This is a genomic window from Agrobacterium tumefaciens, assembly GCF_005221325.1.
Classification (GTDB): Bacteria; Pseudomonadota; Alphaproteobacteria; order Rhizobiales; family Rhizobiaceae; genus Agrobacterium.
Map to the genome: position 1 here is coordinate 152,700 of NZ_CP039890.1, position 17,040 is coordinate 169,739.

Consider the following 17,040-nt stretch of genomic DNA (forward strand, 5'->3'; position numbering starts at 1 on the left):
GTCGGCCCAGACGCAGACTGTCATCACTATCCGAGCCGAATATCTCATTCGATCTTACGCGGCTTCCCAAACCTGGTTGAGGATTTTGGCAGCCAGGGCCGCCTTGTCTTGCGGTAAGAAGCGACCGTAGTGCTGCTGCACGACATCTGGCGTATCTTGAATGGCATAGCTTGCCTGCTCGTAGGATCCGGTCTGTTTCAGAATATGCGTCGCAAGAATGTCCCGCAGGTTATGCGGCCCATGCGGCAGCAGGCCCTTGATCGCGCCCCGCCCGGTGTAGGGATTGTAAATGCCGTAGCGTTGAATAACGCTCCGCCAGGCCTCGTAGAATGTGGTCGAATTGTAAGCAGCATCAATGCTGGTCGTTTTCACTGTCTTGACGAATAGCGTTTGGGGATCTTTCGCACCGCCGAGCAGAACTCCACGATGCCTGTCGATATACGCGTCGAGGTATTTGTAGAGATCGAGAAGGTCGGGCAAAATCAACCGGAATGGCTTCTGTCCGAAGAAGGAGGAGCCCGAGTTTTTGAACGCGACCGATGGGATAAGGACCTCCCGCCCATGATCGCGGTCGCTCCAGCGCAACTCTCCGCACTTCATGTCTTCAAGTCGACGTTCTGAGGTCGGATAATGTCCGCGCGGGCAGACGCGTAACTGGCGAAGGTTCTTTTGCCGCAGCCCAAGGTGCAGGCCAAGCCGAAGCAGCAGGAATGATCTCACGGCTTCGGCCGCCGGCCGGGGATATCTGTTCTCATCCGGCATGCGTTCAAGAATCTCATCGGTGATCTTACGATATTCGGCCAATGGACTCTCTGCCTCAAGGACGCACATGACCGGCTCGAATGGATCGCGGTGAACACGCATGACACGCTGAATTTCCTTGGAACGATTGGCGGCATGTCGGTGAAAAGCGTCACAGGCGCCATGCCAATTACGGGCTGCGAATTCAATTTCCTCCCGCTCAATCAAGCCTGTAATCGGTCTGACGTTCTGAAGTAGCTCCGGGTGCTGCCGTATCCAGCCGACGTCCGCGCGAGTAAGAGCCTGGGCGACCATAAGCATGTCTTCTTCCCATTTGGTATAGAAACCGCGTCGCTGTTCCCGCCACCGCAGATACCAGTCCCAAACACCGGGGAATACGAGAAGGCCAAAGCTCAACTGGCTAAGCGGTACGCCGAAACCTCTTACTGCTCCATTCGGTCAGGAAGCTAGTGCGCCGAACATCAATCCGAGATGTTCTATCTTCTGAGAGGCCGTTTCCTCCCCCCAGACGCCATTCCGTTGAAAGCCAATGGCAGTCAGGGTCGAGGTTTTGAAACGGATGAGGTCAGCCATTTCCATGGCAAGCCTTGGCGGCGCATCGATAACCCCGGACAGCAAATCCGGATCATCGTTTTCTGCCGCTGCATTCTGATCGGTGCTGACTGCGGGTGCCAAGGACCGGGGTGATACGGAACTGCCGCCATAAGTGACACCGGGAAAGCGAATGGCATAACGTTGCTTGCTCGCCGCCGCCTGATAGCGGCGATACTCTGTCGATCCGGAAATGATCACCCGGCGCACCCAATCGAGAATCTCCTCCCGCTTAGTAAAGGGCAGGCTGCTGAAGTCATCTGGCAGATGCACCGAAATCCTGCGCCGCTCAGCCGGGCTGATATCGCCGAGATCATGACCATAAAGCGAGCGCGCCTGGTGCGGTAGCTTGTCCTTGAAATATCCTTCCTGCAACCGATAGCGCCGCTCAATGCGGCGCAGGATATTAAAGCTGGCAACGGAGCGAGGCACGCGCTCCCCCTGCATCCAGGATAGCAGCGTCTTGTTATCGAATGTCTCATCCAGATGAACAACGGCGCGGTACAGCTGCCAATATGTGTCGCCGAACCGACGCATATGGTAGACCAATGCGTCCTGAAAGCTCGCCGGATCTTCTGTCGCTTCAAAGAGTGCTTCTGGGAAAGGGCTTATCGGTTTTGGTGCTGGGCCGCGCGATGTTGACGCAGACCCGGCAAAGGTGCCGCCGGTCACCGCGCGTTGTGGCTGTCGGGCGGAGCGTGCGGAAGCTGCCTTCTTGGCGGGCGCCATTTTGCCCGAGCTAACTGTCGGCTTTGGCGGTCGTCGTTCTTCGGCCGCTGGTGGTGCGCCCAGCCAGCGGATGATTGCATCCAAGCCTGGCCGGAGCTGCTTTTTCAGTTCTGCCGTCAACTCGGCTTCGATCCCACAGGCCTGACTGATCATCGTCCAGTCGATACGGCCATTCAGAAGCGGAGGAGATTTCCGGTAGATGATCAAACTGGCCAGATAAGGCCGTATATTCTCCAACACTCTCCTGGATGCGATTGGAGCGATGCGAAGTTCGCAGAATTCCGAAATTTTTCGCTGAAAATGACGTGATGAAAAGTCGTGTTTGGTCATGCTCATTCCGTTTCTCTTGACACCAATGCCGAGGGCGAGCGGAAATAGGGGGCGCCCGTTAACAAAATATGCTTAGGGCAAGTGGTTACCTGCCAATCGCTGCCTCTTGAATGAGGAACTGCAGATCGTGATGATGAGCGATAGACGGACTTGCAATAGCTCATTTATGGCAATAATTATGAGTTATAGAGAGGGGCGCTATAACTCATGAAATGGAACTGGCAAAACACTGATTGGCCAAACTTCAGATACGACACCGCAAGCCTGATACCGTTGGAGCAGAAATTTCTGCAGTCCGCTGGCGAGGTTATCGGTGCTGTCCGACATTTCAACGAGGACGACAGCAACCAACTTCGCATTGAGTTGCTGAGCGACGAAGCGGTCAAGACCTCAGAGATCGAGGGGGAATTTCTGGACCGAATGAGTGTCCAATCATCACTCCGTCGGCAGTTCGGGCTCGACGCTGATGATAGACAGATTCGCCCCCAAGAGCGGGGGATCGCTGAGATGATGGCGGATGTCTATCGAAGCTGGCATAAGCCGCTGCATCATGAGGGCCTGTTCCACTGGCATTCAATGCTAATGGCCGGAAACCGATATATTGAAACAGTTGGTGCTTACCGCAAGCATGAAGACGCCATGCAGATCGTGTCGGGTCGATTGGACAAGCCCACAATCCACTTCGAGGCTCCCCCGTCTCGCCAGGTTACCGGTGAGATGAAGACTTTCATCGCATGGTTCAATCAATCCGGGCCAGATGGCCAAACGTCGCTTCAAGCATTGACGCGTGCAGCAGTAGGACATCTGTACTTTGAAAGCATACATCCATTTGAGGATGGCAACGGCCGAATTGGGCGCGCGCTCGCTGAGAAATCCCTAGCGCAAAACATAGGGCAGCCAAGCCTCATTTCACTCGCCTTTACAATCGAGAAGCGCCGGAAGGCCTACCACTCCGAGCTTGAGCGGCACCAGCGTACGCTCGATATCACCGGCTGGATCAGTTTCTTTGCAGAAACTATCCTGGATGCTCAACGGGCGACGCTTGAGCGCATCGATTTCTTCATTCAGAAAGCAAAGTTCTATGACCGTTTTCGGGGCCAACTGAACGAGCGGCAGGAAAAAGTAGTCGCGCGCATCTTCAAAGAGGGCACGGCAGGCTTCAAGGGGGGGCTAAGCGCCGAAAACTACATTTCGATCACAGACACATCCCGTGCTACAGCAACACGCGACCTTCAGCAGCTCGTAGAGATCGGTGCACTGACGCGCACAGGCGAACGTCGGCATACCCGGTACACGCTGTCGCTGAAGAAATGAATTGATGCTAGACAAAAGCACTAGGTGAACGGCTGTTCGATTCCGCTCAAGAGCATTAAAAACTTCCAGCCGTTTCAGATCGCGGTTTGCCGGAGGGGATTGATGATTTCGACTCCGTGAAAATCTCGCTCATTGTCGGTCACAACAATACAACCGTTGGACTGGGCAATGGCCGCGACAATCGTATCCAGTGCACTTCTTGGACGGCCCGACGCCTTTCCTTGTGCCATCAACTCGCCCCAGATGAGCGCTGCCTTCTCGTCGAACGACAGGATGCGGCCCGCAAAGAGTGCGCGTGGCCCCTCATTACCAGCAAACCAGGCTTCGAGAGCGACACGCTTCTTGCCCGCGGGCTTCTCCAGAATTCCGCGGTGTATTTCAGCGATGGTGAGCGATGCGATGAATAAGTCAGCGTCAGCTTGCTCGGCCATCCACGTCAATAGTGATGCTGACGGTTCAGCCTTGGTAACGTTGCTGAGAATGTTCGTGTCGAGCAGATAACGCATCAGAAATCGATCTCTCGACCTTCTTCGCGTGAACGTGAGATTTCGAGTTCTGCTCCAACGAGGGGTGATCGGCGTAGCGCCGCAAGGATACCACCTCTTTTAGGCGGTTCTCCGGCAAGCGTTTCGCTTACAACAGCGCGCAAACTTGCCGCTTCAGGGCCATCTTCTGCCAACCTGCGCGCTAATGATCTGATAAGGCTCCGATCGCTATCGCGCCCAAGAACTTCGAAACGAGCAAGGCCGCGGTCGCCCAGGCGGCTCCTGTAATTTTGAATTGCACGTGTCTGAGAACTAGCCATCGGATCCTCCGGATATATATCCAGTAATGTAGCGGGAGCCGTACTCTTCTGCAAGTATTATTGGACAGAATGTTGAATGCTGCGGGCGAACCACCTTGAGGAAAATTGCTGGGCCGACGGTTCGGGTCTCATCAAAAGCTAGAATATCTAGACAGTCATGATGTTCACCGCAGTTCATGAGCATCTCGAATTTTGGCGTCATTTTTGATAAATTGATATCAATGCCATCACTTCTGTAGGTTGATATCAGTGCCGGCAGTCACCATTCGTAATCTTTCCGAGGAAACACATCGTGCTCTGCGGGTGCGAGCGGCTCATCACGGCCGGAGCACTGAGGCGGAGATTCGTGACATTATTGAGGCCGCTGTTCGTCCTTCTAAACGTATTAAGCTTGGTTCCTTGCTGACGGCCATTGGTCGCGATGCCGAGCTTTCGAACAGCGACATTGAGGCCCTGCAGAAAAGGTGCGACAGGACACCTGCTGAGCCGATGACCTTCGAATGATACTTCTGGACACTAACGTTATATCCGAACCTAGGAAATCCGTTCCTGATGAAGCTGTAATCGCCTGGTTGGACGCCCAAGCTATCGAAACCCTTTTCCTCTCTGCAATAACGATTGCTGAAATTCGTTTCGGAATAGCTGCGATGCCTTCAGGGAAACGGCAAACTATTCTTCGCGACCGCCTTGAGGGCGATGTGCTGCCACACTTTTCCGATCGCATTCTGTCGTTCGATCTGGCTACTTCTCAGTTTTATTCCGAACTGATGGCACGAGCTCGAATGTCTGGGAAAGCGATTGGCACCGCTGACGGGTACATCGCAGCCACAGCGCTAGCAAAGGGCCTGGCGATTGCAACTCGCAACACAAGCCCTTTCGAGGCTGCGGGGCTGAAAGTCATAGATCCTTGGTCCAGATAATCACAGTGGTCATCTGGGCGTCATAAGTGCATATTCCTTCAAGGCGTATAATCTGGCGGTAGAGGTTACTCTGTCCAGAGGTACATCTCGATGGCAATTAGGGCAAATGGGCTGTAGCGGGCGCTGCCGCGATCTGCCACCGGCAGTTCCGGAACTTGGAGTCAATCAGGCGGCTTCCGGGCGGTCTAGTCGTTCTGAGCCAGCACTTCACGCAGACCTTCGATCGCGAAGGGCTTCGATAGCTGACGCGCATCGCTGATTCCGGATGCGGCCCTGGCGCTATCGTCGCCGCTCGCGAATACAATGCGCACATTTGGCCAGCGCTCCCGGACCCGCCGCGCCAGATCGATACCGGAGATGCCAGGCAACCCGACGTCTGTCAGCAGAACATCGACACCTCGGGTTTCCAGAACGCCAAGTGCGTCTTCGGCAGAACTCGCCTCGAAAACCGAGTGGCCCAGTTCCTCCACCATATCGACCGTCGACATCAAGATTAGCGGCTCATCTTCGACTATCAAGACCCGCGCTTGCGCCGTCTGTGGCTGTGGAGAACTGTCTCCCGGCGTTTGCTCCTGCCGCTCCAGTCTTTGCACAGCGATTTTGTGTTGCTGCGCGTTGCTGAGAACGTGACGAATTTTTCGCGCCAATGCTTCGCGGGTATAAGGCTTTGATAATAGTTCTACGTCAGCATCCAGCCTTCCGCCATGAACGATCGAGTTCTCGGTGTAGCCTGAGGTGAACAAAACCCCGATGTCCGGAAGGAGGGCCTTTGCCTTTCGCGCGAGCTCGGTGCTGCGCATGTGACCCGGCATGACGACGTCGGTGAACAGCAGATCGATGTGCACGCCGCTATTTACGATCGCAAATGCCGACTGGGCATCATGTGCCTTGAGAACGCGGTATCCGAGGTCTGTCAGGAGCGCGACCGACGTTTCGCGAACACCGTCATCGTCCTCGACGACGAGCACAGTTTCTGTTCCGCCTTTCACGGGAACTGCGTTTGCATCGGTCAAGTTGTCCTCGATCTGCATCGTGCGCGGCATGTAGAGTTTCATCGTTGTACCGTGACCGACCTCGCTATAGATCTTGAGATGTCCACCGGATTGCTTCAAGAAGCCGTACACCATGGAGAGGCCCAAGCCGCTGCCTTTCCCGTCCGTCTTCGTGCTGAAGAACGGTTCCAGCACGTGCTCGAGGATTTCGGGCGGTATGCCAGACCCCGTGTCTGTCACGGCGACAAGAACATATTGTCCTGCGCGGACATCGTCGTGTGAGCGAGCATAATCGTCGTCAAGTATCGAGTTCGCCGTTTCGATCGTCAGCCGACCGCGGCCCCCCATCGCATCCCTGGCGTTGATTGCCAGGTTCAGGATGGCGTTCTCCAACTGGCTTGGGTCAATCAACGTGTTCCAGAGGCCGCCGGAGACCACCGTTTCGAGCTCGATCTCTTCACCCAATGCCCGTCTCAGCATATCATCCATATTCTGGATCAGGCGACGAACATTGACTACCTTCGGCTCAAGGGGCTGCCGGCGACCGAACGCCAAAAGCTGCGACGCCAGTTTCGCGCCGCGCGCCACGCCAGCTAGAGCATTATTAAGGCGTTGTTCGGCCCGAGTGTTGCCGTCGATGTCTCTCGATAGGAGCTGCAGGTTGCCGCTTACGACCTGCAGGAGATTATTGAAGTCGTGCGCCACGCCGCCTGTCAGATTGCCAAGGGCTTCCATTTTCTGCGCCTGCCTTAGGGCGATCTGAACGTTTTCCCGCTCGACGGTTTCCTTTTCTAGCTCAAGAAGGGCGGACCTTAATTCTTGGGTACGTTGCTCCACCTTCTGCTCAAGCGTCTGGTTGAGGCTCTGAAGCTGATCCTCCGCACGCTTCTGGTCCGTTACATCGAAGCCATCAACGAAAATGCCTGTGACGTTGCCGACTTGATCGAAAATGGGCTGATAGATCAGGTTGACGAACCGCTCATCCGGCTCCGCGCTGCCTGCACGCTGGAGAAACACCGGCGCGTACTGACCGATATATGGTTTTCCCGACTGAAACACATCATCGAGCAGTTCGAAGAAGCCTTGCCCGGCCACCTCAGGAAGCGCATCCCGCACGCTTAAACCTATGAGTTGACGATACCCAACCAGTTGCAAGTAGGCATCGTTGACAAGTTCGAACGTGTGTTCCGGCCCACTCAGGATGCACATGAAGCTCGGCGCCTGCTGGAACAGAGCCCGCATGCGATCGCGCTCGGTAGTCCGCAACTCGACTTCCGATGCGAGCTGGCGGTTGAGTTGCTGCAAAGCAACCGATGCTTTTTCTCGCATCTCGGCGGCCTCGGCGAGGGCCGCCGCCCGTCGCCGTTCGGTCTCGAACGCCTCAGCGCTCGCCAGTCGTGACGTGATCTGGCCTGCAAGCAGCTTTAGAAAATCGAGATATTCGTCACTCACGGCTCGGTGCGGATTGAGCCCGCTGATCAAGATACCCCTTGATTGCTCGCTGCCCTGTCCGATCAGGGGAACGATCGCCGCCTGAAACGGCGCCTTTGGCCACGGCCCGACCGGAATTTCCTTGGAAGTCGACAGGTCTACCAGTTCAACTGCCTGCTCTGCCCAGGCACGTTCGAGGTTCCAGATACCGACACTACGGCTTATCTCTGGAGGCAGTAGCGCGAGGTCTTCAGGCGCTCCACATATCCACTGGCGCCTGCCATTGCCTTCATCGTCGAAAACGTACAGAGCACTGAAAGGAAGATCCTGAAGGTTTTGCCTAAGCGCTTCTCGTGACGCGTCGAATACACCCCTTTGCGTGTCCACTGCGGCAAGCCCAGAGGCTAGGGTACGCATTGTTGCCAACCGGCGTTCACTGATAACCCGTTCGGTTTCCTCAGTAACAGCACAAAAAACACCCTCTACCTTGCCGCCATCGCCGAGCAAGGGGCTATAGGAGAAGGTATGGTAGGTCTCCTCAGGATAGCCGTCGCGCTCAAGAAACAGGAGAAGGGCCCTGTCCCAGGTCGCTTGCCCGGTCTCGTAGACGGTCGCAAGGCGGCCTTTCACATCATCCCAGATTTCGGCCCACAGGATCTTCGTCGGCACCGCTAGCGCATGGGGATGTTTGTTTCCAAGCGTTGGCCGATAGGCGTCATTGTAAAAAAAGGCGATGTCCGGTCCCCAGCCCAGCCACATCTCAAATTTTGATGTCAGCAAGAGCCTGATCGCTACCTTCAGTGCTTCCGGCCAACCATCAGGCGAACCAAGTGGGTCATTAGCCCAGTCATGACGGCGCATCATTTGCGCCATCTCGCCGTTACCGACGAATATGTCCTGATACTGATCCGAGTTTACCATCATCACTTTCACCGGAGATCGCATTGTCTACTTTGGCCATTGATAACGCTTGTCTAGCCCGCTAGTTCTTGGCGAATGACAGTTTTTGCATCTGGTGGAAGAGATACGACAATGAGCCAGGCGAAGTCGCAACCGGAATGGACAACTGAGGAGCTTCTGCGAGCCATCAAGTCGGCTGGCGTCGCATTGTGGACCTGGACGGTCGACGACGGCACATTCATTATGGATACGAAGGCCTATGAATTGTGGGACATCCCGGTTGAAACCAACCTAACCTTTGAGCACCTTTCCGCGAAAGTGCATCCGGCGGACCGGGATCGGGTACGCGCGGCATTTAATGCGACCCGGGGCATTGATGGCCCTTTCGAAATTGACTTCCGGATCTTGACGAGCGCCTCTGACGTTCGATGGATTTCTGCCAGAGGCCAAGGCAACGAGGGCAATACCGCCACCAAGAAGATGACTGGCGTCTTTTTGGATGTCACGGGCCGAAAGCAGGCTGAGGAAGGTCATGAACTCCTTGCAGGCGAAATGAGCCATCGCGTCAAGAACCTGCTCGCGCTGGCGGCCGGCTTGACGACGATCACATCGCGATCGACCGACACGAAAGAGGAAATGGCCAAGCAGTTGACACAACGGCTCACCGCCCTTGGTCGTGCGCACGAACTGGTGCGTCCTCTTCCGGACGGGCAGGGCAAGGCTGCCTTGTTGGGTGACCTGTTTGCCGTGCTGCTCGCGCCCTACAACGATGTCGGTGCGTTTGCTGGCCGTATCCGCGTCTCGGTTCCACGCATGGGGCTAGGGGAAAAAGCAGCAACCAATCTCGCGCTGGTCATCCATGAACTGGCCACCAATTCGCTTAAATACGGTGCACTGTCTAACGACACAGGGTTACTCGACATCTCCGGCGCGCTTGTCGAAGACAATGTCGAGATCGTTTGGAGCGAACATGGGGGTAAGGGTGATCCGCAGCCAAGGTCTTCCGAAGGATACGGCAGTAAACTGCTGCAGAGGACGATTTCCGGGCAGTTGGGCGGATCGATAGCCTATGACTGGACCGATGGCGGCGTGGTGGTTACCCTTAGGATGAACGAAAGCCGCCTCTCTGCATGAAGCCAGGGCCGTAGATTCAGTGTGATCAAGCTTTGCATCCTGGGATATTTCGCTCGATCAGCATGTGTGCGACAAGCGAGAAAATTAGCGAACGCCCCCTTGGCCGGAAGCACGCGGATGAGACGGTATGGCCATAAAAGCTGGCAGGATCAGGTGGCTATTCTCTAGATCAACGGCCTCGATGACCGCTTCGAGAATCTCACCGGCGAACCACAACCTCAAAGACGGCCACAACCAAAAGGGGTGAAGGCCTTCTTCTGAAAATTAAAGGTTGACGTTTCAGCCGCGGCCCCCTATGTCTCAGTCATCGATCTTTTGCTTGCCGAGCTTTGTCTACCGCGTGATTGGCACCGCGTTTTAAGCGAATTTCTCTTTCAAAAATAGTCGGTTTTTCGTCTGCGTGGCAACAGCTTCGCGGTTCCTCAATCTATGCTTTGAAAGGGTCTTCATGACCACTGGCACAGTAAAATGGTTCAATTCCACCAAGGGCTTCGGCTTCATTCAGCCTGACAACGGCGGCGCTGACGCCTTCGTTCATATCTCTGCCGTCGAGCGCGCCGGTATGCGCGAGCTCGTCGAAGGCCAGAAGATCGGCTTCGAACTCGAGCGCGACATGAAGTCGGGCAAGATGTCGGCCTGCAATCTGCAGTCCGCTTAATCGATATCTGCTCCCCTTTGACCACGGATGTACTGGCACTGCCGGGAGCAATTATCAGTTTAAGGCCAGGCAATTCGCCTGGCCTTTTCCGTTTCGCCTCACGGCCAACGTCGAGGAAATCAATGACAGAGACATATAGTAAATCTCGCCAGCAGGCCGAGGCGGCCTTCGGCAGTCTTCAGACGGCGTTCTTCACCAAGAACAATGCGGCGGAAGAGCTCCAATCCGCGGCTCAGGCACGCGATGCCAAGACCATCAGGCTGCGCGAAGCGCGCCTCGCCAAGGAGAAAGCTGACCGGATCTCCCCTACATCCGCGCTACTTGCCAAACGATCGAAGTCCAGTTGATCATCCCAAACGCAAAAGTCAGGATAGAAATTTGAGACACGCCAGAAACAACGACCTTACCGACCGACGCTCCGCCGCTGCAGACGCCAAAGCAACTCTTCTCACGGCATACCGAGCAGCAAAGACGGCGGCCGGGCCATCTCAAGCCGCCAGGCAGGCGGAGCGCTGAAAGCGTCCCTTGCTGTGTGCTCGAGGGTGCGAGCGATATCGATGAAAAACTCCTCCCGCTTTGTCACGTCAAGATCTTTGATAAAATCGTATGTCTTTTCCATTCTAACGTCACTCTGAACAGACGTGCGAATAAAGACCGAGCTCTTCAAGCCCCGGCCGCGGAAGAGCTAGGAATAGCAGATTTTAGTTTCAAGCCCTTAGTGAAGCTTGAATTCGCTTTCAACGCATCGCCATTCGTTCGGCCCTTTGAGGTGCTGATGGCTCTAGCTGACGGAATGCAAAGGGCCATCGAGGCACACTATCTCTGATGATGTTCATCACCATCGAAGACGAAACGGGGCCTGCCAATGTCGTTGTCTGGCCATCGCTGTTTGAGAAGCGCCGGCGTGTGGTGCTCGGATCCTCGATGATGGCGATCAACGGACGCATTCAGCGGGAAGGGGAGGTCCTCCATCTGGTCGCGCAGCAACTGTTAGACCTGTCACGGATCTAGTTGGTCTGGCTGATCGGGAGACGGACTTCAAGCTGCCGACTGGGCGAGGGTATGAGTTCTCCCACGGCGGCGGCCGTCAGGATTCGCGAGACAGGCCGAAGCCCGTTGTCCCGCGGGATATGTTCGTGCCCGATCTTCATATCGATACGCTGAAGGTGACGAGCCGGAATTTTCAGTGACCTTGTTGCTGAATTAGCGGCCGGAGGTTCAATTTGGTTCAAGGCGAAGAAGACGTCAGCTATCGATGCCATCCTGATGCCTGCCGCACAGACATTGCGCCGGCGGTGCGTCATGTCGCCTCTGCGCCGGTCGAAATCAAAGCAAGCAAAGCGGTTTTTCCGTCTCGAGCATTATTGCTCAGCTCCCCTGACTGGCTTCAGCGGTCGCCAAACCTTTCGCCCTTGCAGGCAAAACGTGTCTGCTCGAACTAAACGTGGAGCCTTGCTGTCGATTTGCGCGGGATCAAAGTTGGGGCTGACACGAGAATTTTGCTTTCACGGACGGCAGTTGTATGCGTGAGCAAGTCGAGCGCGTTGGCCGCGATCTGATCAAAGGGAACGCGGAGTGTTGTGAGTGGCGTCGAGAGATGGCTGACGATCGGTATATCGTTGTAGCCAACCAGGGAGACGTCATCCGGCACAGAGAGCCCCACCTTGTTCAATGCCGAGAGCGCGCCGATCGCGGTATTGTCGTTGACGGCAAAAATTGCAGTCGGTGGATTGCCAAGTGCCATGAGCTTCGTGACCGCTTCTGCTCCCGACTGGATACTGAATGTCGACGGGATGATCAGGCCGGGATCGATTGCAATTGATGCCTCTTCAAGGGCCTGCCTGTATCCGTCGACGCGTCCGGTCGCGCTGGATGCATAGTCTGGACCCGCAATCAAGCCTATCCGCTCATGGCCCAAATCCAGTAAATGACGCGTCGCAAGATAGCCACCGAGCCGATCATCGCCCACCGCAGAGAGGCTGTGACGATCCGTTCTCAGCGCCAGTACAAAGGGGACACCCCGTTCTCTCAGTTCATCGGGGAAACTGTCATCATCACGCGCGGTGGATAATATCAATCCATCGACGCCTCTATTGAGAAGCGATTCCGCTGCCAGGCGATCCGCCTGTGGTTTATCCTCGGTCGTCGCAACAATGGCAAACCGTCCGGTCCGGGCGCAAGCTTTGACAATTGCCTCATACAGCATCGCCATGACGGTATCCGTTAACCGCGGAACGATGACGCCGATCGTCATCGTGTTACCGCGTCGCAAGCTTGCAGCCGAAACATCCCTCACGTAACCGAGTTCCGCCGCAATCTTGCGCACACGCTTGGCTGTTTCGCTGTCCGACCGCGGCAGCCGCTCGTCGAGGATGCGTGAGACAGTCGATTTCGACACTCCCGCGGCAGCGGCAACACTGTGAACAGTCACGCGCGGTTGCCGATGACGCTCTTTTGATTCCATTGTCTTTTTTCCATTCCACGTCTGTTGCCGGGCGCACGCCGAGTACATTGCACGAAAAACGCGGTTGACTCCAGAACAATTCAGATCGATAACGGGAACGTTCCCATTAACGATCCCGTCTGCTGGTCGATTAAGGACAGCAGCTGATAAGGAGGAGAAATCAGATGCAACCCATGGATCTTCGCGGCCTCAGCCCGGCACCCGTCACCGCTTTCACGCGTGATGGTGAGGTCGACTACGCAGCCAATGCAAAAATCGCCAAGTGGCTTGCCTCGATGGATGGCGTAAAGAGCCTCGTCATTCTCGGCCATGCCGGCGAAGGCACGTTCCTGACTGAAGACGAGCGCTTGGAACTCATCCGCATTTACGTTGATGCTGTTGGCGGTTCGCTGCCCATCATCGCCGGTATTACCGGGGAAGGTACGCGGGTGGCTGCGGCAGAAGCCAAGAAGTGCAAGGCTGCCGGTGCCACCGGCGCGCTCGTTTATCCTAACCACGGCTGGCTTCGCTTCGGTTTCCAGAAGGGTGCACCACAGGACCGTTACAAGGCGATCTGGGAAGAATCGGGCCTGCAGGAAATCCTGTTCCAGTATCCGGATGTGACCAAGGCGTCCTATGATCTGGATACGCAGCTGGCAATCGCCACCCAGCCCGGTGTCGTGGCGACAAAAAACGGCGTGCGCAATATGAAGCGCTGGTATGTCGAAATCCCCGAGCTGAAGAAGGCCAATCCGAACCTGCAGGTCCTCAGCTGCCACGACGAATGGCTTCTGCCAACGATGTTCGATGTCGACGGTTTACTCGTCGGCTATGGCAATATCGCGCCCGAGCTTCTGATCGATCTGATCAAGGCGGGCAAGGCACAGGACTATCCGCAAGCGCGCAAGATCTTCGAACAATTGCTCCCGGTGACCCGTGCAGTCTACCACCGTGGTTCACATATGGAAGGCACTGTCGCCCTGAAACTCGGCCTCGTGCACCGCGGAGTCCTCGATCATGCGACGATCCGCGAGCCTTTGAAGAACCTCGGCGAAAAGGCGGAGCAGGAAATCTTTGCTGCCTTCGAGGCAGCCGGCATTGGCCGCGTCGAGCAGCTGCTGGCCGCTGAATGATCTTTTGCCGCCCCCTGCAAGCGCTCGGGGCGGCAAACCAAAGGGGGCCGGCCTGAGCAAAGCAGCAGGTCCGCGCAGGAACAAGTTTATCTCTGACAGGAACGCCGAAACATCGTAGCAACAACGCAGGGAGCGTATCCGTAGCCGGGAGCGAGAAAGGCGACGGGTCGAGGAGGAAATCATGAATATCATGCAGCCACAGATGGCTGACGCGACGGCTGTTGCCGATCCGCAGGCCGACATCAGCGCCCGACTGGAGCGCCTTCCTATCACAAGAGAAGTTTTTTGGGCCCGTAACATCGTTGGAGCGGCGACGTTCTTCGACGGCTATACGGTGATCGCCATAGCCTACGCGATGCCTGTTCTGGTCCGCGAGTGGGGGCTCACTCCATCTCAGACAGGAATGATCCTATCGATGGGATATCTGGGGCAACTCATCGGCGCCATCCTGTTTGGCTGGCTCGCGGAAAAAATCGGTCGGCTCAAAGTTCTGTTGTTCACCATTCTCCTGTTCGTCAGCATGGATGTTGCCTGCCTCTTTGCCGCGGGCGCGGGCATGATGATGGCGTTCCGCTTCGTGCAGGGGATAGGCACCGGCGGCGAAGTGCCCGTCGCCAGCGCCTACATCAACGAGTTGATCGGCTCGAAAGGCCGCGGTCGCTTTTTCCTGCTCTACGAAGTCATGTTCCTGCTCGGGCTCGTCGGCGCCGGTCTGATCGGCTACTTCATGGTTCCGCTTTATGGCTGGAAAGCAATGTTTGTCGTCGGTCTGGTACCTGCCATTTTGATGATCCCGTTGCGCTGGTTCCTGAAAGAGTCTCCGCGCTGGCTAGCGGCGACCGGTCGGTATGACGAGGCCGACGCCATCGTGACACGTATGGAAGAAAGCGCTCGAGCCTCTGGAAAAGAGCTTCCCGAACCTCGGGTCATAGCAACATCCGTCAAGCGTAAGTCCGATTGGAGGGAACTTTTCCAGGGAATCTACCTGAAGCGCACACTGTCGATCTGGGCGATGTGGTTCTGCGCCTACATGGTGGCGAACGGGACGATTACATGGCTGCCGACGCTCTACCGCCAGACTTTCAACCTGCCGCTTGAAACAAGCATTCTGTATGGTTTCATGACGTCTGCAGCGGGCGTTGTGGCCGCCGTCATTTGCGCATTGCTAATCGATCGGGTGGGCCGTAAACGGTGGTATACGGGTGCGCTGCTTCTTGCTCCGGTACCTCTCGTCATTCTCGCGTGGCTTGGTGCAACATCGCCGATGCAGGTCCTCATCCTGGCGGGCCTTGCCTACGCCATCGTGCAGACGGTGACTTTCTCGCTGTATCTGTATTCGGCGGAAATCTACCCGACGCGCTTGCGGGCTATCGGCACAGGGACGGGCAGCGCCTGGCTTCGTCTCGGCTCCTCCGCCGGCCCGATGCTTGTAGGCTTCTTGATGTCCTCCATGGGCATCCAGTATGTGTTCGCGACGTTTGCCGCCATTCTGGTCATTGGTGCCGTTGTGACAATGCTGTTTGCGGTGGAGACCAAAGGCAAGGTTTTGGAGGAACTCTCCCCATAGGAGCGAGCGGAGCTTCCTCACCCGCTTTCCGACCGCCCCTTGGGTCACCCGAGAGGCGGTCGCGTTTCCACTACTGTGACGTCATTGTGTTCCTGCCGCGGACCTCTTATTTTTTCGCAAGGAACTGAGGCGGCGTTTTAACAGTATAAAACTGCGCACGGAGAAGGAGCGACACTAAATGTTTTCCCCGCCTTGCCGGCCTGCCGGGGGTGGAAGTGGACGCGTTTGGATGCCAAAAGCTGATCTGCCGATGAACGTGTTTGATCAAACTCGTCAGGTCGGCGGGTTCGCCTCTGCTTTGTGGATTCGGAGAAAAAGCGGATCGTAGGTTCGAATTTGTTCAACTGCATGGCGGAATCACCGGTTGATGGTTTGTATCCCATCAAATACCTGCTCTGTGGCCTGCTAGGCGATTGATTTATACGTCATGGCGGCTTCTTCCACCCGTCGATCAAGCATATTTCTGGGGAAACGCTTCATAGATTTCGAAGGTGAGATCAGCACCGGCATTGTCGTCGGATATCCTCGTAATTCTGCAGGGCTGATCTCACCATGGGATCAGAGCCTGTAGCCGCCACTCGCTTCGATAACCTGGCCGGTCACCCACCGGCCTTCATCCGAGGCCAGGAAGGCCACCACCGCGGCGATGTCCGACGGTTCGCCGAAGCGGCCAAGGGCGGTATCTGATTCGATGGCGGTCACCATTTCGGCGCTTTCGCGGACAGCCGCGTTCATGTCGGTTCGCGTCCAGCCCGGCGCAACGGCATTCGCCGTGATGCCACGGGGACCCAGTTCCATGGCGAGCGAATGCGTAAAGACGTTGATGCTTCCCTTGGCCATCGAGTACATCGACGCCATCGGCGAGGGTCGTGTGGCGAAACCGGAAGACACGTTTACCACCCGTCCGCCATCGGTCAGGCGGCTGAGTGCGGCCTGGACGACGAAAAAGGGTGCACGGACGAAGACGTTGAACATGGCGTCAAAGCTTTCAGGCGTCGCATTGTCGAGGCCGCCGAAACCGCTGCCGCCGGCATTGTTCACGACGATGTCCAGCGTTCTGCTGCCGTTGCGGCTTTCGAGTTCGGCATCAAGCGCCTCGAACAACGGCCCAATCGAGCCCGCGTCCAGCAATTCAGCTTTCAGCGCAAATGCGCGGCCACCGGATTTCTCGATCTCGGCGACGGCCTCGTCGGCGCCGGCCTTGCTGGAGTTGTAAGTCAGTGCGACGGTCGCGCCGTCGGCGGCGAGACGCTCTGCGATAGCGCGACCGATGCCCCGTGACCCTCCAGTCACGAGAGCAGTTTTTCCGTTGAGAGTCTGCGACATAGAAT

14 protein-coding genes and 4 pseudogenes are annotated in these 17,040 nt (G+C 56.3%); 10 read left to right on the plus strand and 8 right to left on the minus strand.

The window, feature by feature from the left end; translation table 11 throughout:
• Positions 1 to 54: 54 nt before the first annotated feature.
• A pseudogene (locus tag CFBP5499_RS26235) lies at positions 55 to 2,418 on the minus strand (hypothetical protein).
• A gap of 201 nt (positions 2,419 to 2,619) precedes the next feature.
• On the opposite strand from CFBP5499_RS26235, the gene CFBP5499_RS26240 reads away from it, so the two are divergent.
• On the plus strand, positions 2,620 to 3,726 hold the full coding sequence (locus CFBP5499_RS26240) for a Fic family protein (RefSeq protein WP_080830506.1): 1,107 nt from the start codon (positions 2,620 to 2,622) through the stop codon (positions 3,724 to 3,726).
• 74 nt (positions 3,727 to 3,800) lie between these two features.
• On the opposite strand, the gene CFBP5499_RS26245 is transcribed toward CFBP5499_RS26240, so the two are convergent.
• Positions 3,801 to 4,232 (minus strand): type II toxin-antitoxin system VapC family toxin, encoded by a 432-nt coding sequence (locus tag CFBP5499_RS26245; RefSeq protein ID WP_080830507.1) that lies wholly within the window; start codon positions 4,230 to 4,232, stop codon positions 3,801 to 3,803.
• Positions 4,232 to 4,531, minus strand: coding sequence for a hypothetical protein (locus CFBP5499_RS30625; protein ID WP_080830508.1), 300 nt, complete (start codon positions 4,529 to 4,531; stop codon positions 4,232 to 4,234). The genes CFBP5499_RS26245 and CFBP5499_RS30625 overlap by 1 nt, the downstream gene beginning before the upstream one ends.
• A 249-nt stretch (positions 4,532 to 4,780) precedes the next feature.
• On the opposite strand from CFBP5499_RS30625, the gene CFBP5499_RS26255 reads away from it, so the two are divergent.
• Entirely contained in the window at positions 4,781 to 5,035 is a 255-nt protein-coding gene (locus CFBP5499_RS26255; protein WP_080830624.1) for a FitA-like ribbon-helix-helix domain-containing protein, read from the plus strand.
• Positions 5,032 to 5,451, plus strand: coding sequence for a type II toxin-antitoxin system VapC family toxin (locus CFBP5499_RS26260; protein WP_080830509.1), 420 nt, complete (start codon positions 5,032 to 5,034; stop codon positions 5,449 to 5,451). Before CFBP5499_RS26255 ends, CFBP5499_RS26260 begins: the two co-directional genes overlap by 4 nt.
• A 185-nt stretch (positions 5,452 to 5,636) precedes the next feature.
• Here the strand turns inward: CFBP5499_RS26260 and CFBP5499_RS26265 are convergent, their stop codons facing one another.
• Entirely contained in the window at positions 5,637 to 8,747 is a 3,111-nt protein-coding gene (locus CFBP5499_RS26265; RefSeq protein ID WP_080830625.1) for a hybrid sensor histidine kinase/response regulator, read from the minus strand.
• Between the two features lie 159 nt (positions 8,748 to 8,906).
• On the opposite strand from CFBP5499_RS26265, the gene CFBP5499_RS26270 reads away from it, so the two are divergent.
• The 4 genes and pseudogenes from CFBP5499_RS26270 to CFBP5499_RS30915 form a co-directional block, all read left to right on the plus strand.
• Positions 8,907 to 9,908: a sensor histidine kinase gene (locus CFBP5499_RS26270; RefSeq protein ID WP_080830510.1), complete on the plus strand. Its 1,002-nt coding sequence runs from the start codon at positions 8,907 to 8,909 to the stop codon at positions 9,906 to 9,908.
• Between the two features lie 448 nt (positions 9,909 to 10,356).
• Complete coding sequence (locus CFBP5499_RS26275; protein ID WP_018902430.1) at positions 10,357 to 10,566, plus strand: cold-shock protein; 210 nt, start codon at positions 10,357 to 10,359, stop codon at positions 10,564 to 10,566.
• A 122-nt stretch (positions 10,567 to 10,688) separates the two neighbouring features.
• Entirely contained in the window at positions 10,689 to 10,913 is a 225-nt protein-coding gene (locus tag CFBP5499_RS26280; protein WP_080830511.1) for a hypothetical protein, read from the plus strand.
• Positions 10,914 to 10,944: 31 nt separating this feature from the next.
• A pseudogene (locus CFBP5499_RS30915) lies at positions 10,945 to 11,079 on the plus strand (DUF6481 family protein); the annotation flags it as partial.
• On the opposite strand, the gene CFBP5499_RS30220 reads toward CFBP5499_RS30915, so the two are convergent.
• Together CFBP5499_RS30220 and CFBP5499_RS30630 are read right to left on the minus strand one after the other, a co-directional pair.
• Complete coding sequence (locus CFBP5499_RS30220) at positions 11,015 to 11,185, minus strand: hypothetical protein (RefSeq protein WP_175416919.1); 171 nt, start codon at positions 11,183 to 11,185, stop codon at positions 11,015 to 11,017. The pseudogene CFBP5499_RS30915 and the gene CFBP5499_RS30220 sit on opposite strands and share 65 nt — an antisense overlap.
• A 96-nt stretch (positions 11,186 to 11,281) precedes the next feature.
• Positions 11,282 to 11,377, minus strand: a pseudogene (locus tag CFBP5499_RS30630) (aspartate-semialdehyde dehydrogenase); the annotation flags it as partial.
• A 14-nt stretch (positions 11,378 to 11,391) separates the two neighbouring features.
• On the opposite strand from CFBP5499_RS30630, the pseudogene CFBP5499_RS26290 reads away from it, so the two are divergent.
• Positions 11,392 to 11,756: pseudogene (locus CFBP5499_RS26290) on the plus strand (OB-fold nucleic acid binding domain-containing protein); the annotation flags it as partial.
• Positions 11,757 to 12,004: 248 nt separating this feature from the next.
• Here CFBP5499_RS26290 and CFBP5499_RS26295 read toward each other — a convergent pair.
• Positions 12,005 to 13,030 (minus strand): LacI family DNA-binding transcriptional regulator, encoded by a 1,026-nt coding sequence (locus tag CFBP5499_RS26295; protein WP_080830512.1) that lies wholly within the window; start codon positions 13,028 to 13,030, stop codon positions 12,005 to 12,007.
• A gap of 164 nt (positions 13,031 to 13,194) precedes the next feature.
• Between CFBP5499_RS26295 and CFBP5499_RS26300 the strand changes: the two genes are divergently transcribed.
• Both CFBP5499_RS26300 and CFBP5499_RS26305 read left to right on the plus strand, forming a co-directional pair.
• The gene (locus tag CFBP5499_RS26300) at positions 13,195 to 14,142 is read left to right on the plus strand and encodes a dihydrodipicolinate synthase family protein (RefSeq protein WP_175416920.1); all 948 of its coding nucleotides are present in this window, start codon (positions 13,195 to 13,197) and stop codon (positions 14,140 to 14,142) included.
• Between the two features lie 181 nt (positions 14,143 to 14,323).
• Positions 14,324 to 15,709 (plus strand): MFS transporter, encoded by a 1,386-nt coding sequence (locus CFBP5499_RS26305; protein WP_080830513.1) that lies wholly within the window; start codon positions 14,324 to 14,326, stop codon positions 15,707 to 15,709.
• A 558-nt stretch (positions 15,710 to 16,267) separates the two neighbouring features.
• On the opposite strand, the gene CFBP5499_RS26315 is transcribed toward CFBP5499_RS26305, so the two are convergent.
• Positions 16,268 to 17,035: an SDR family NAD(P)-dependent oxidoreductase gene (locus CFBP5499_RS26315; protein ID WP_080830514.1), complete on the minus strand. Its 768-nt coding sequence runs from the start codon at positions 17,033 to 17,035 to the stop codon at positions 16,268 to 16,270.
• Positions 17,036 to 17,040: the final 5 nt, after the last annotated feature.

What these genes read in the sequence shown, in the direction of transcription:
- CFBP5499_RS26240 (WP_080830506.1), top strand. Translation starts at nt 2,620, where the DNA reads ATGAAATGGAACTGGCAAAACACTGATTGGCCAAACTTCAGATACGAC.
- CFBP5499_RS26245 (WP_080830507.1), bottom strand. Translation starts at nt 4,232, where the DNA reads ATGCGTTATCTGCTCGACACGAACATTCTCAGCAACGTTACCAAGGCT.
- CFBP5499_RS30625 (WP_080830508.1), bottom strand. Translation starts at nt 4,531, where the DNA reads ATGGCTAGTTCTCAGACACGTGCAATTCAAAATTACAGGAGCCGCCTG.
- CFBP5499_RS26260 (WP_080830509.1), top strand. Translation starts at nt 5,032, where the DNA reads ATGATACTTCTGGACACTAACGTTATATCCGAACCTAGGAAATCCGTT.
- CFBP5499_RS26265 (WP_080830625.1), bottom strand. Translation starts at nt 8,747, where the DNA reads ATGGCGCAAATGATGCGCCGTCATGACTGGGCTAATGACCCACTTGGT.
- CFBP5499_RS26270 (WP_080830510.1), top strand. Translation starts at nt 8,907, where the DNA reads ATGAGCCAGGCGAAGTCGCAACCGGAATGGACAACTGAGGAGCTTCTG.
- CFBP5499_RS26275 (WP_018902430.1), top strand. Translation starts at nt 10,357, where the DNA reads ATGACCACTGGCACAGTAAAATGGTTCAATTCCACCAAGGGCTTCGGC.
- CFBP5499_RS26280 (WP_080830511.1), top strand. Translation starts at nt 10,689, where the DNA reads ATGACAGAGACATATAGTAAATCTCGCCAGCAGGCCGAGGCGGCCTTC.
- CFBP5499_RS30220 (WP_175416919.1), bottom strand. Translation starts at nt 11,185, where the DNA reads ATGGAAAAGACATACGATTTTATCAAAGATCTTGACGTGACAAAGCGG.
- CFBP5499_RS26295 (WP_080830512.1), bottom strand. Translation starts at nt 13,030, where the DNA reads ATGGAATCAAAAGAGCGTCATCGGCAACCGCGCGTGACTGTTCACAGT.
- CFBP5499_RS26300 (WP_175416920.1), top strand. Translation starts at nt 13,195, where the DNA reads ATGCAACCCATGGATCTTCGCGGCCTCAGCCCGGCACCCGTCACCGCT.
- CFBP5499_RS26305 (WP_080830513.1), top strand. Translation starts at nt 14,324, where the DNA reads ATGAATATCATGCAGCCACAGATGGCTGACGCGACGGCTGTTGCCGAT.
- CFBP5499_RS26315 (WP_080830514.1), bottom strand. Translation starts at nt 17,035, where the DNA reads ATGTCGCAGACTCTCAACGGAAAAACTGCTCTCGTGACTGGAGGGTCA.